13 protein-coding genes are annotated in these 12,875 nt (G+C 48.5%); 11 read left to right on the top strand and 2 right to left on the bottom strand.

The window, feature by feature from the left end:
- The first annotated feature begins 379 nt into the window (after positions 1–379).
- Both ACQSGY_RS30540 and ACQSGY_RS30535 read left to right on the top strand, forming a co-directional pair.
- Positions 380–1,804, top strand: coding sequence for an aldehyde dehydrogenase family protein (locus tag ACQSGY_RS30540; RefSeq protein WP_427182368.1), 1,425 nt, complete (start codon positions 380–382; stop codon positions 1,802–1,804).
- 518 nt (positions 1,805–2,322) lie between these two features.
- The gene (locus ACQSGY_RS30535) at positions 2,323–3,090 is read left to right on the top strand and encodes a MerR family transcriptional regulator (RefSeq protein ID WP_427182367.1); all 768 of its coding nucleotides are present in this window, start codon (positions 2,323–2,325) and stop codon (positions 3,088–3,090) included.
- Positions 3,091–3,298: 208 nt separating this feature from the next.
- Here the strand turns inward: ACQSGY_RS30535 and ACQSGY_RS30530 are convergent, their stop codons facing one another.
- A complete protein-coding gene (locus ACQSGY_RS30530) occupies positions 3,299–3,778 on the bottom strand; it encodes a GAF domain-containing protein (protein ID WP_427182366.1) in 480 nt (159 codons plus the stop codon).
- A 197-nt stretch (positions 3,779–3,975) separates the two neighbouring features.
- Here ACQSGY_RS30530 and ACQSGY_RS30525 point away from each other — a divergent pair, with 197 nt between their 5' ends.
- From ACQSGY_RS30525 to ACQSGY_RS30510, 4 genes are all read left to right on the top strand, one after another.
- Positions 3,976–4,272, top strand: coding sequence for a hypothetical protein (locus ACQSGY_RS30525; RefSeq protein WP_426334016.1), 297 nt, complete (start codon positions 3,976–3,978; stop codon positions 4,270–4,272).
- 175 nt (positions 4,273–4,447) lie between these two features.
- Positions 4,448–5,020, top strand: coding sequence for a GNAT family N-acetyltransferase (locus tag ACQSGY_RS30520; RefSeq protein WP_145406338.1), 573 nt, complete (start codon positions 4,448–4,450; stop codon positions 5,018–5,020).
- Between the two features lie 234 nt (positions 5,021–5,254).
- Entirely contained in the window at positions 5,255–6,763 is a 1,509-nt protein-coding gene (locus tag ACQSGY_RS30515; RefSeq protein WP_427182369.1) for an MDR family MFS transporter, read from the top strand.
- Between the two features lie 106 nt (positions 6,764–6,869).
- Positions 6,870–7,358 (top strand): hypothetical protein, encoded by a 489-nt coding sequence (locus tag ACQSGY_RS30510; RefSeq protein WP_427182364.1) that lies wholly within the window; start codon positions 6,870–6,872, stop codon positions 7,356–7,358.
- 259 nt (positions 7,359–7,617) lie between these two features.
- On the opposite strand, the gene ACQSGY_RS30505 is transcribed toward ACQSGY_RS30510, so the two are convergent.
- Positions 7,618–8,079, bottom strand: coding sequence for a MarR family winged helix-turn-helix transcriptional regulator (locus ACQSGY_RS30505; RefSeq protein WP_184189737.1), 462 nt, complete (start codon positions 8,077–8,079; stop codon positions 7,618–7,620).
- A 396-nt stretch (positions 8,080–8,475) separates the two neighbouring features.
- On the opposite strand from ACQSGY_RS30505, the gene ACQSGY_RS30500 reads away from it, so the two are divergent.
- From ACQSGY_RS30500 to ACQSGY_RS30480, 5 genes are all read left to right on the top strand, one after another.
- A complete protein-coding gene (locus tag ACQSGY_RS30500; protein ID WP_427182362.1) occupies positions 8,476–9,807 on the top strand; it encodes an MFS transporter in 1,332 nt (443 codons plus the stop codon).
- A 136-nt stretch (positions 9,808–9,943) separates the two neighbouring features.
- A complete protein-coding gene (locus ACQSGY_RS30495; protein ID WP_184189733.1) occupies positions 9,944–10,207 on the top strand; it encodes an AbrB/MazE/SpoVT family DNA-binding domain-containing protein in 264 nt (87 codons plus the stop codon).
- Positions 10,204–10,611 carry a type II toxin-antitoxin system death-on-curing family toxin gene (locus ACQSGY_RS30490; protein WP_427182361.1) on the top strand — a complete coding sequence of 136 codons (408 nt, stop codon included), beginning with the start codon at positions 10,204–10,206 and terminating at the stop codon, positions 10,609–10,611. The genes ACQSGY_RS30495 and ACQSGY_RS30490 overlap by 4 nt, the downstream gene beginning before the upstream one ends.
- Before the next feature lie 161 nt (positions 10,612–10,772).
- Positions 10,773–11,513: an ABC transporter ATP-binding protein gene (locus ACQSGY_RS30485; protein ID WP_427182360.1), complete on the top strand. Its 741-nt coding sequence runs from the start codon at positions 10,773–10,775 to the stop codon at positions 11,511–11,513.
- 17 nt (positions 11,514–11,530) lie between these two features.
- Positions 11,531–12,778 carry an ABC transporter permease gene (locus ACQSGY_RS30480; RefSeq protein WP_427182358.1) on the top strand — a complete coding sequence of 416 codons (1,248 nt, stop codon included), beginning with the start codon at positions 11,531–11,533 and terminating at the stop codon, positions 12,776–12,778.
- Positions 12,779–12,875: the final 97 nt, after the last annotated feature.

Below are 12,875 nucleotides of genomic sequence, written 5' to 3'. Positions count from 1 at the left end.
TATTCTTTATTTCACTGTTAAAGAGAATTGCTAAAAATATTAATTTATAATGTTAGGTTATTTGCATGGCTAGTGTTTTGTGAATCGTTAGCGTGGAAATTTGCTTGAGTTAAGCATCCAACCGCGGTTCCCGGGGTCTGAGCTTCCGAGCTGCCCATGACGAGTGCGCTGTGTTCCATCACACACACTCTCTCTCCATTCCCCGCACCTGACATCTCGCCATACAAGTGTACCCGGAATCCGATTCTCAAGGGTGCAGCACGGAGCAGGATACAAATGTTCTTTCAGTTCGCGAACTGGGTGGATGGGTCTGAAATGGTGTATAACTAGAGTAGGTGTTACGCAGGGATCACAGCAATAGGAATGGAGGATGCAGCTTATGAAAAAACAACATCTGTTTATCGGCGGCAAGCACACCGAATCAACACAATATACAACACTACAGGCTCCGTATTCCGGTGAGACGCTGGCAGAGGTGGCTTCAGCCTCGGCAGAGGAGACCGAGGCTGCTATTGCGGCGGCTGTACAGGCTCGCCGCACGATGCGTCAGATGCCTGCGCATCAACGTGCGGAGCTGCTGTACAAGCTGTCCGCTATGCTGGAGGAGCGCAAAGAAGAGGCCGCTCGCATCGTAGCACTGGAGGCGGCAAAGCCGATTGCTGCGGCAAGAGCCGAGATTGACCGCACGATCGAGACATACCGTTTTGCCGCCGAGGAAGCGAAACGGCTTACTGGTGAGACGGTTCCTATGGATGCAGCCAAAGGCGGCGAGGGCCGGGTCGGTTATACCATGCGTCAGCCGATCGGAGTCATCGGCGCGATTACACCTTTTAATTTTCCGATGAACCTGGTAGCACACAAGGTTGGACCCGCGCTGGCTGCCGGGAATACGATTGTACTGAAGCCTGCAGAGCAGACACCGCTGTCTGCGTACTATATTGCAAGCCTGCTTCAAGAGGTCGGGCTGCCGGATGGAGCACTGAATGTGGTGAGCGGTGATGGCAAAACCATAGGTGATGTGCTCGTCGAACATCCTGATGTGGCATATATCACGTTTACTGGCAGCCCCGCAGTAGGTAAAAGTATCCGCGGCAAAGCAGGCCTCAAGCGTGTAACGCTGGAGCTGGGCTCCAATGCAGCGGTTATTATCGACAAGGACGCTGATTTGCACAAGGTGATCCCGCGTTGTGTGACAGGGGCTTTTACGTATCAAGGTCAAGTATGCATATCGCTGCAGCGTATTTACGTGCATCAGGATATTGCCGAGCAATTCATAGAGCGTTTTGCCGAAGCGGCCAAACAGGTGGTTATCGGTGATCCGCTGCATGAGGATACCGCTGTCTCTGCTCTCATTACGTCCAAGGATGTGCGGCGTACACTGGAGTGGATCGAAGAAGCGAAGCAGGCAGGTGCAGTGCTTGCGGCAGGCGGTGAGGCTGAAGGAGGCGTTTTGCGTCCAACCGTGCTGGTGAACGTTCCGCGTGATGCCAAGGTATCCTGTCAGGAGGTTTTTGCGCCAATTGTGATTATTAATCCGATCGCTTCGGTGGACGAAGGAATACAGCATGTCAATGACTCCATGTACGGACTTCAGGCAGGCTTGTTCACCAATGACATTCAAACGGCGCTCCGGGTCGTGGATGAGATTGAAGCAGGCGGTGTCATGATTAATGATATTCCCACATTCCGTGTGGATCATATGCCTTATGGCGGGGTGAAGCAGAGCGGCATCGGGCGTGAAGGTGTGAAGTATGCAGCGGAAGAGATGACCGAGCTGAAGTTTGTCATGTTTAACAAAAATTAAGCGATTGTCTCGCTGGAAGGTAACTTTTAACTGCAATAGTAACGCAATCCTGCATCTGTCTTCTGGGTGCAGGATTTTTTGGCATCAATCCATGATTCCCTGATCCAGGAATTAGATAACGGAGAGAGAAAGGATCACAAAACTGTCTGCAAAAATACATCATATTGTTCAGTGACTGCGGGTTCACATCGATGGAGAAGGGTATTAATTAGGTAACATCTGCTGCAAGTATCTGTTTTACTGCGTAAATCTTCACAGATTCGGATACTCACAAGCATGACCTGAGGAGCCCGTTCTGTAGGTGAGGATCAAAAACAAATACAACTTCAGATGCAAGTATGCGTTCAAGCTGAACGAAGTTTTAGATTAAAAAGAGAATTTATAGATATTAGATGTGAAATGAGATTTTATGGATAAAGGATGTACAGTGTGTTCATTTAAACCTTATCAGGTTGATGTAATAGCAGAAGGTGGCAGAGGAGCATACAGAGTACAAATTAGAGGCAGGAGGTGATATTATGGCGTATTCGATGACCGATGTATCCGGAATGTCCGGTGTGAGCTTGAACGAGTTAAGTCATTATGCGGAGCTGGGGCTGCTGTCCCCTGCTTTTCGCGGACTGGATGAGGACATGTATTATGAGAAAAGGGAGCTGCTGAAGCTTCAGCAAATTATGTTCTGCAAGGAAGCAGGGGTGCCGGAGAAAGAGATGGGCCCTATGCTCAAGGAGGACTCTGTGGAAATCGTGCGTGTGATGCAGCAGCATCGCATGCATCTGCTGGAGGAGGCTCTGCGCCTGCACGGTCTGATTCAGACGCTGGACAAAACGGTCTCGTATCTGCAAGGAGAGCGGGAGATCGAAGCGCATGAGCTGTATCATGGCTTCGTACAACACACAAGTTATCCTTTGCTGCCGGAGGCTGGCGAGACGGAGCATTTTCTTGAACCAGTGCCGGAAAATGATCTTCCTGCCGAGGAAATGGAGCTGAAATCCAAAGAGGATTTCCTGAACTCCCAGGCCCAGATCGATCAGATTCATCTCGATCTGAAGCAGGCAATGGAGCTTGATCTCGCTCCCGGCAGCCCTGAGGTGCAGCAGATTATTGGAAGACATCTTGAATGGATCAAAGGATATTACACCCCTACACCTGAGATTTATCGGGATCTGGCTGATTTGTATGTGGAGCATCAGGATTTCCGCAGCATGTATGACGGTTATCATCCCAGACTGGCTGAGTATCTGCGAGAGGGAATGATTATTAAAGCGGCACAGGATCTGTCTTGAAGGCGCACATGATCTCTTCTAGTTGCATAAATTAAGATGGGCGGGCAAGAACATCGGTATGAACATAGCAACAAAAAGCGCAGACCTGTTAGATAGGCTGCGCTTTTTGCTTATTACATATAAAGATCACCACGTTGTGGTGAGCGGACGCGAGCACGAGTCCTTCATTTGGAATACATCATAATGAACGATCGATGAATCGAACGGTTTACAGCTGCTCCACGAGCAGGCTGACCGCTTTTTCCAGGAAGATACGATCTTCATCGTCAAAACGGCTTTTGATCGGGCTGTCGATATCGAGCACCCCGTATAATTGTCCGTCTTTGATCATCGGAACAACGATCTCACTATTGGATGCAGCGTCACAAGCAATATGGCCTGGAAAAGCATGCACATCATCCACAACAAGTGTACGTCTCTCCGCAGCAGATGTGCCGCATACTCCGCGTCCAAGCGGAATACGGATGCAGGCAGGCAATCCCTGGAACGGTCCGAGGACCAGTTCTTTTCCATCATAGAGATAGAATCCGACCCAGTTGGTGTTGGCTAGAAATACATTGAGCAGCGCAGCAGCGTTAGCCAGATTGGCAATCGCACTAGGTTCATCGCGGATCAGAGCACTTAACTGTCCCAGGACGGCGGTGTGCTGCTCGCTTCGTGTTCCTTCATAGGAAACAGCTTGAAACATGGTGAATCACCCTCCCGAGCAAAAATGGTACTTATTTTCAAGATAGTGCAGTGGATGCGGTTAGTCAAGCGGAATGATTTTGGAAAGAGATGACAGAATGAGACAACATCCGATGTATACTCCTGTTTCTCACCTTCTTTCGCGGGGTAATTACTTAGCAACCAAGAAGGGCTACAACCCGGGAAGGAGCTTAGCTTATGCATGCAGAAGTACAGAACCTGTTTGTACGAATTCATCTTCTATATTTGGCCCAACGTGAGGATTTGACTGTAAGCGATGCGCTGCCCATGTTAGAGGAACGCGGATACCGCGTTGGCGAGCGTGAGATCAAGCAGGAGCTTGAACATCTGACACAGGAGAATTTTCTGACTGCCCACGGAGATCAGTGGAGCCTGACCGGGACAGGCATCGAGGAGTATAAGGAAATCCTTGCTGTGCTTGGACGAGTTAGCGAGGAACTGCTTGCGGACAGCAAAAAGGCCTCTCCAGCGTAATGCCGCACCAGATTAACGTACATCAAAACCGGGAGCCGATGCGCCCGGTTTTTTGATATGATTGGATATGACGACATATGTAAGAGTGAACAGTTGCCAATTGGTGCAGGTTATGGTTAGATGGCTAATGAATCTTATGGTCTGCAAGAGAAGGATCGGATCGGAGTGTCAGGTGATGTATAGATGTAAAGGAAGAATTCCCGAGCTTGAGACAGCACGGCTGCGTCTGCGCAAAATGCGCCGCAAAGATGCCGCCCAGATGTTCGTGCACTGGTCTGACCGGGAAGTAACGCGGTATATGAATCTCGCGCCAATGATCGGCACAAGCGAGGCTGCTGATATGATTGCCCTGCTCAACCATATGGCAGGGGAAGAGGATGCCCTGCGGTGGGGCATCGAGCTGAAGGATACGGGCAAACTGATTGGAAGCTGCGGGTTCAATACCTGGCAGCTGGAGGGAGCATTCCGTGGTGAGATCGGATATGAGCTTGGACGTGATTACTGGCGGTACGGCTATATGTCCGAGGCGTTCACAGCGCTGCTGCCCTTCGGTTATGAGACGATGGGGCTGAACCGGATCGAAGCCCTCGTGGACCCGCGCAATGCAGCTTCAGGTTCGTTCCTGACAAGTCAGGGGTTCACCCGCGAGGGCTTGCTGCGACAGGTGCAGCATACGTCTACAGGATACAAGGACATGGTAATGTACTCCCTGTTATATGATGAGTTTCTTCGTAATAAAAAAAGGTAGTAAGTGATATATAATTTATTTTGAGATTACACAGTAACGAAGAAACAGAACAAAGCTGGAGAAGTGGAACGTTCACCTTTATCACCGGATTTCTCCTTACAAATAGAGATGAAAAAATCTGGGGATAACTGTGATCGAAAGCTTGTTCTGTGTTCGGAGTAGAAAGTTAAATCAACTTTTAATTATATATAGAAGATTAAAGAGAGAAGGGTTTGAGTGAATACATCAGGAGGCTTGAAGCGCAGTTTTATTTTGGCGGGTTTGCTGCTGGCAACGTTTCTATCCGCCATTGAAGGTACGGTTATCGGTCCAGCCGGCCCAACGATTGTAAGTGAGCTGGGGAGTGTGCAGCTGCTGAGCTGGATTTTTACCGCGTATCTGCTCACGATGGCTGTAAGCACGCCGATTTTTGGCAAGATCAGTGACCTGTATGGACGTAAACCGGTGTTCCTCATCGGTTGTGCCTTGTTTTTGCTGGGCTCACTCCTGTGCTGTCTGGCACAGAATATGGAGCAATTGATCATCTATCGTGCCATTCAGGGCATTGGTGCGGGAGCGGTAGTGCCGGTGACGTTTACGATTATCGGAGATATTTATCGCATTGAGGAACGGGGCAAAATCCAGGGCTGGATCAGCTCGGTCTGGGGCATTTCGTCTCTCGTTGGGCCGCTGCTTGGGGGTTATTTTGTGGACAACCTCGGCTGGCAGTGGATTTTCGGATTTAACGTACCCTTTGGCTTGCTTGCCATGTGGTTTGTATTCCGTTATTTGAAGGAGGACATCTCACCACGCACCGCTAAAATCGATTATATGGGGGCGCTGACCTTTACTGTGGGCATCACTGCACTGCTCTTTGTTTTGTCGGCGGGCGGGCAGTATTATGCCTGGAGTTCTCCGTTAATTGTAGGACTTAGCCTCGTTGCTGTCTTGTTTATGATCCTGTTTTTTGTTGTGGAAAAAAGAGCCCAGGCCCCGATGGTTCCTCTCCATCTGTTCCGTATCCGGGACATCCGGGTGGCGAATATCGCCGGCCTGCTGACCAGCACATTGATGATCGGCTTGACCAGTTATCTGCCGCTGTGGGTGCAAGGGGTTCGGGGAGGCAATGCAACCGAATCCGGGCTGCTGCTCGCGCCGATGTCGGTCGGCTGGCTGATCGGCAGCGTGCTGGCGGGACGACTGCTGCTCAAAATCGGATCACGCCTGACCTCGTTAATCGGGCTTACCGGCATTGCTGTCGGTTCAGGTGGTCTGTTCCTGGTGGGCGGAACTTCTCCGCAGGCGGTGCTGTTTATTCTGACCTTTATTTACGGTCTCGGCTTCGGCTTTGCCTTCACAATCTTCACGATTATTGCTCAATCTTCCGTTGGTTACAAAGAGCGCGGCTCCTCCACGGCACTGCATACGTTCATGCGTACGCTTGGACAGACCATTGGAGCGGCGGCATTTGGAACGTGGCTTAATTTTCGCATCTCGACACTATCGAGTGAACAAAATCTGGCGGCAGCAGGCATCTCGGAGCGGGACCTGAACGACCTGCTTGCGCCGCATACGGATGCGGTGTTATCTGACGAGAAGTGGACGCTGCTGCGCAGTGTGCTGGAGGGCAGCCTGCACTCCTTGTTTGTCATTATGTTTATCATTGCGATCGTGTCGTGGCTCACTACAATGGCCTTGCGCAAGCGGCTGATCGTTCCCGAGGATGCCGATGCACCGCCACAGGTGGAAGCGGCACGGAAGTAGCGTACAGGCAGTAAAGGAAGAAATGTAAAAAGCAGCTGAAGCTCAGCTGCTTTTTTTAATGCCAAAGGTCTGTTATGATGAACTGGAAAAAGGAGGATGAACTGACTTGAGCAAACCACTGATGATTGCCCTGCGGCCTGTATCCTATCCTGTTCGAATTATGGCGGCCATTCTGGCCTGTGTTTCGTTGTCCATAATCACGTCTTTCATGGAGTATGTACCTGTTGCCGAGCGGTTGGAGAATACATACTATTATCCGTTATGGTATTCCGTAGTCATTATCATGCTGATCCATCTCGCAATTGCAGCTTTACTCATTATTCCGCTTTCATTTCTGACGGATGCCGTATCAGTGTCTATAGCGCAAAGGTTCAATGGAACTGCACTGAAGCTTGTGTCTGTAGCGGCTGGTTATGTCCTGCTGGCGGGGGCAAGCGGTATGTTGTTCTCTGTGTTTATGTATAGAGGAGATGTGTCCCTGTATGCAGGTGCAATTCGCCAGATGGTTATGATTACTTTTATGTTTGCAGGCTGGAAAATTGTTCTTGGAGCCGGATTTCGGTGGCTGCGGAACAGAAGGCGTGCATTGGTATAAATCCAGATATAACAAACAGGATAAAAGGCTCGTTTTGCTATGGTTGAATGAATGTGGTGTGAAAAAAAGATCATGAAAAAACCGGATTAGCCCTTGTCAGGTTCGATCCGGTTTTTTGGTGCATTCAATGCAAGATGCATGAATGAGTCATGTGGCTGATTTATGCCTCAGGTGGCTGACAGCCTTTGTCATGAAGCAGGGCACCGAGTGCTGCTGGAGCTGCATGAGATGCAAAGAAGTTACGCCATACATGCTGCTCTCAGCTGTTCGCTGACAAGCTGTCTGCACCATGGGCCAGTTTGCCCAGCAGATCGGACAGCAGCTCCTTGTCCTCTTCGCTCAGACCGCTAACAGCGCGATCAATCTTGGTTGCATAGCCTGGATAGATTTCATCCATCGTGCGTTGACCTTCCTCGGTCAGCTCGACAAAAATGATGCGTCTGTCCTGTGGACAATGCTTGCGACGAAGCAGCCCCTTTTGCTCCAGCTTGTCAATGACATAGGTGACGTTTCCGCTCTGCAGCAGCAACTGGGCACCCACCTGCTGAATCGGCTGTGCTCCTTTCATATATAACACTTCGAGCACTCCATACGCAGTCGGATTAAACCCATGAATTTTACTTCCAGATACAGCGTGTTCATTCACACTTTTGAACGTTTGGGCCAAGGTGCGGTACAGATGAAGTGAACGCTCGGTCCCGATTTCTTGTAATTCCAGCATGCTGATCCCGCCTTTCAGTGTATTTATATAAGTTGATGTGATGGAAAAGGTTCTCTTGCATCGTTCCTGTATAAGATCAGATCAACTTATATGAGTTGGATCGTATCGTTTGACGGTGCAGGACACCGTCTTGAATCTATTGTAGACCTGTATTTCAGCGAAAAACATGCGATATGTCACAAGATTTGCATTTTTAGCATTTAAAATTTGATCATTCATGAAGATTTACCTGGGATATGGCCATATTTAAACATTTGAATAGAGGCGAAGCGAGGGAAGGAAAAATCATCCTGCGGGTTCCCCATAATCTCCGTCCCTGGCATGAGGTTCAGCAAGCGAATCTATTATACAATCATTTCCATAATAAACATTCGGGATTGATGGAGGAGAAGCGGGATGAGCAGCAAATACGCAATTGATGTACAGGGTTCACTGAAACAAAACCGTCCATTCGTGACACTGATGGTTTCACAGGCGATATCCAATCTGGGAGATTGGCTGCATCTGCTGGCGATTTTTACACTGGTCGGTTTGCGCTGGAATGCTACGCCGTGGGAGATTACGTTTGTGACGTTATCTGCGGCACTGCCGATTCTGCTCACAGGTCCTTTTGCTGGTGCGCTGGCGGATCGTTTGAATCGAAAATGGCTGATGATTACCGCCGATGGGGCACGGATTGTCATTGTGGGTGCGTTAATTTTTGCCGATCAGATCTGGCATGTCTATGTACTGCTTGTTCTGAAATCACTGTTCGATGTGGTGTTCTCCCCGGCCAAGAACGGCAAGCTGAAGGAGCTTGTGCCGCATCACCAGCTTGCTCAGGCTGTATCTATCAGCTCTGTGATCGAACAGATGTCCAAAATTATCGGCCCGGCGCTGGGCGGCCTGCTTGTCGCAGCATTTGGTGTTGCCTGGTGTTTTGTACTGGATGCCTCGTCTTTTCTGATCTCGGGCATCATTTTATTATGGATTCCCGGGTATCGGGTGATCCAACAGGCAAATTCTGACGTAACAGGAGTAGAGGAACAGTCAGCATCACCTTCTCAAGGTAAATCATCCTTCTGGAAAGAAACGCTGGAAGGCATTCGTATGCTTGCTTCTCTTCCTCATATCGGAACGTCACTTCTTTTGCTGGCAGCGGCGATTCTGTTTCTGCAATTTGCTGATTCACAAACTGTGGTACTATTCAGGCAGCTTCCGGGTATTTCGGGTGATCTGCTCGGCTGGTGTGTTGCAGCAAGTGGTGTCGGAACGTTACTCGCTGCGATGAGTGTAAGAAAGTGGAAGACTGCAGGCCACGGTTTGAAAATGGGTCTGGGCACCGCCGTTACAGGTCTGGTCATCGGTACGGCTGGTGTGGTCGTTAGCGTATGGCCTTCTGCAGGACTGGGCGCACACCTGCTTCTTATCTCATTATTTGCTCTGGCAGGTGTCGGCATCGGGTTTGCTATAGTACCTTTTCAGATCCTTTTGCAGGAACAAACCCCGGAGCCAATGACGGGCAGAGTGTTTGGAACCGTGGGCAGCGTGATGACAACAAGCAATATTTTTGGCCCTGTGGTCGGTGGATTGCTGGTCACTTCCTTCGGAGTTATTCCGGCGTTTGTAAGCTCGGGTATTCTGCTGACGTTGCTGGGGGTTCTGTATTTGTTCAAGCCTAAAGGCAAAAAGATACCTTTGGAGGAAGGTGTTGCGTCAAAGACTGCGGTATCTGGAGAGCTGTCATAAGGTTTTTTAACGTAACAAAAAGAAGCAGGTGCTCCTGAATCCCTGCTTCTTTTTGTTTGTTTTAGTCATGTATAATAGGTGGGAATTTAGTATAATTGTTATTACAATTGAATAATATAATTAAGGAGGAATCTGAATGAGTAGGGTGAGAGAGATGGAACGGAAAGTAACGAAGTTTGGTAATAGTCTTGGAATAACGATGACAGAAGCCCTCAAGCAGATTGGCCTTGAGCAGGGAGACATGGTTCAAATTGAGGTTGATCGAACGAGTGGCGAAATTATTATCAAAAAGTCAGTCAAGGTTAGTTTACCTAACGGAATTAGTAATGATTTTATGGATACTTTAGCTTCAGTTATGGACGAATATGATCAGACCTTGAAAGGTCTTAAAGACAGATGAGCCTTGTTCGGTATTTAAGTATCCAGGAAGTCATTGCGATTAATGTTGCTATGATAAAACGTTACAGCCCAGGAGAGCAGATTGGTGTTAAAGACTCAAATCTGCTTGAATCTGCTGTTCTAAGACCGCAATCATCTGCTTTTGGTGACGAAGCATATCCAACAGTATATGAAAAGGCGGCTGCAATTTTTCAATCTTTGGGTCAAAACCATCCTTTTCAAAATGCTAACAAGCGGACAGCCTTTACGGCAATGGTCATATTTTTGCGTTACAATGATATCCTTTTCAAAATGGAACAGACCTTAGCTGAGGATTTTACGGTTGATATGGTGAATCACAAGTATTCATTTGAAGAACTTACTTCCATGATTCATACTCACTGTCACTTTGAAGAGAATAAATAATCTGACTAGCCAGTTATCTGAGCAATGAATCATGAACTATAATGATTTATTGTTTTTTTGTGCCCAATTTTTGCTCAAATTGATCAAACATGAGTAGCCAAACTCCTTTACAATAACAATAGATCATCAATGTAAACTTGATTGGACAGGAGTGTGGGGATATGAGTGGATTTGATGATAGAGAAGAACAAGCTTTAGCTGATCCTATTCTGAACGTACATATTCGCGAAGCGGGTTACGCACCGGGGCAGTCTGCGATCCGCAATATTCGGATGCAAGTTGCACCGGGAGAACTGGTAGGCATCATCGGACCTAACGGTGCCGGGAAAAGCACAACCATCAAAACACTGCTCGGTCTGCTGGAGCATGCCGATTACAATGTAAATATTGCCGGGGAAGGGCGGTACGCCTATATTCCCGAACAGCCTGTTTTTTACGAATATATGACGTTGTGGGAACATCTTGATCTGGCAGCTGCTGCTTATGAAATCGAAGAAGAGATATTTACGGCGAGAGCAGAGGAACTGCTGCTTCGATTTGGCATGCACCATGTGCGGAATTATCTTCCTGCCAGTTTTTCCAAGGGGATGCGCCAAAAAATGATGCTGATGATCGGTTTCCTATCCTCGCCGGATATCTATATCGTGGACGAGCCGTTTATCGGATTGGACCCGCGGGCAACGAAGGACTTTCTGAAACTGCTGGATGATGAACGACGTCGCGGGGCAGGGGTGTTAATGTCAACACATGTGCTGGATACGGCTGAACGTATCTGTGACCGCTTTATTCTGATTGCTTCAGGCCGATCGGCTGCGGAAGGAACATTGGATGAGATTCGTGCTGCTGCGGGCATGCCGGATGCATCGTTATTTGACTGTTTTGATATGCTGACATCGGAATGATGGGGAGGGACACGAATATGGAGCATAAACGTTATACACCCCACCTGTTATACCAGAGAAGACGTAAGGAGCACCTGCGGGAACAGTGGCGCAATTTCAAGCTTGTGGTGGATTGGACAGTATGGCTGTATCTGCTTATTCCGGGACTGCTCTATTTTGTTGGCTGGTTTACCAGTCTGTGGACCAAGCCTATGCCAGCATGGGCAACTGGATTGTCGTTTCCTTTCCTTGCGGGCATCATTGAATTGGTGATTCTGACGGGTGGAGTTCTGCTTTTTGTGGAGGAAGCCGATGTGCTGTTTCTGAAGTCGAGACGATTCTGGATGCGAACATTGATGAAGCGGGGCCTTTTGCGGGTGTTATGGTTACAACTGGGGAAAATGATGTTTATCACTGCGCTTGCTGCACCACTGCTTGTTCGTGTGTATGAGATGTCTGTGTATCAGATTGTGTTAACAAGTATCTGGTTGGGAGCCGCAGCATCCTTTCAGGTTATAGCTATACATACGATTAAAGTTCGATATACAGGCTGGCGGTGCTGGCTTCTAATGGGCTTGCTCGTCATTTCTATGGGATGGACGACTATTCGCGCATCAACGTGGATGCTTGGGGAGACGTGGAAAATAGGTCTGAGTATAACGGTCGTTTCGCTGCTGCTCGTAGCTCTGATGCAGCTGCGATTGTTTATGAAGGGTACATTTGAAGGAGATGTGCGAGAGGATCTGCGAACCAGACTAAGGCTGACTGCACTTATGTTGAGTCAGGCGGTGAGCAAACCCAAGGCTCAAAAAACGCACACGATAGTTTTTCGCAAATCACGTCCATTATTGCGTAAACGCTCCATACCAAACCGGACGGCGGAGATTGGATTCAAAGCGTTTTTCCGCAATTCCGCTACGCTGAAATTGTATTTGCAGCTGGGTGGCCTATCGTTAGCAGCGGTTGCTCTGCCACCGTTTCCAGTGAATGTGATCGTATGTGGACTATTGGTCATTATGCTTACCCTGATGCTGTATCGTTCCTGGGATGAACTGGCGACCTCGGAGTATGTAGAGCTTGTGGTCAATTATGATTCGGATGCGCTGCATGGGGCAGGGTTAATTATGGTGAGAATGTTATTGCTTCCACTTGTTATGCTGATGGGGTATGCCATGGGCTTGACTTGGCTCGGCTGGCTTGCCGGTTTGCTGCCTGCGGTGTGTACGTTAGTGTTTGCCTATGTAGTTGTGTCTGTCACAGGCTGGATCAGACAGACTCGCGCATGATTATACAGAGCTAATATTATAGCAGAACTAAAGCAGAACTAAAGCAGAACTAAAGCAGAACTAAAGCAGAACTAAAGCAGAACTAAAGCAGAACTAA

Origin of the sequence: Paenibacillus sp. TC-CSREp1 (genome assembly GCF_050171015.1) — a bacterium.
GTDB lineage: Bacteria > Bacillota > Bacilli > Paenibacillales > Paenibacillaceae > Paenibacillus > Paenibacillus silvae.
The sequence above is the reverse complement of the archived record's forward strand: the minus strand, read 5'-3'. Positions and strand labels throughout refer to the sequence as shown.

Coding starts and splice junctions, on each gene's coding strand:
- ACQSGY_RS30540 (WP_427182368.1), top strand. CDS start 380: ATGAAAAAACAACATCTGTTTATCGGCGGCAAGCACACCGAATCAACA.
- ACQSGY_RS30535 (WP_427182367.1), top strand. CDS start 2,323: ATGGCGTATTCGATGACCGATGTATCCGGAATGTCCGGTGTGAGCTTG.
- ACQSGY_RS30530 (WP_427182366.1), bottom strand. CDS start 3,778: ATGTTTCAAGCTGTTTCCTATGAAGGAACACGAAGCGAGCAGCACACC.
- ACQSGY_RS30525 (WP_426334016.1), top strand. CDS start 3,976: ATGCATGCAGAAGTACAGAACCTGTTTGTACGAATTCATCTTCTATAT.
- ACQSGY_RS30520 (WP_145406338.1), top strand. CDS start 4,448: ATGTATAGATGTAAAGGAAGAATTCCCGAGCTTGAGACAGCACGGCTG.
- ACQSGY_RS30505 (WP_184189737.1), bottom strand. CDS start 8,079: ATGCTGGAATTACAAGAAATCGGGACCGAGCGTTCACTTCATCTGTAC.
- ACQSGY_RS30500 (WP_427182362.1), top strand. CDS start 8,476: ATGAGCAGCAAATACGCAATTGATGTACAGGGTTCACTGAAACAAAAC.
- ACQSGY_RS30495 (WP_184189733.1), top strand. CDS start 9,944: ATGAGTAGGGTGAGAGAGATGGAACGGAAAGTAACGAAGTTTGGTAAT.
- ACQSGY_RS30490 (WP_427182361.1), top strand. CDS start 10,204: ATGAGCCTTGTTCGGTATTTAAGTATCCAGGAAGTCATTGCGATTAAT.
- ACQSGY_RS30485 (WP_427182360.1), top strand. CDS start 10,773: ATGAGTGGATTTGATGATAGAGAAGAACAAGCTTTAGCTGATCCTATT.
- ACQSGY_RS30480 (WP_427182358.1), top strand. CDS start 11,531: ATGGAGCATAAACGTTATACACCCCACCTGTTATACCAGAGAAGACGT.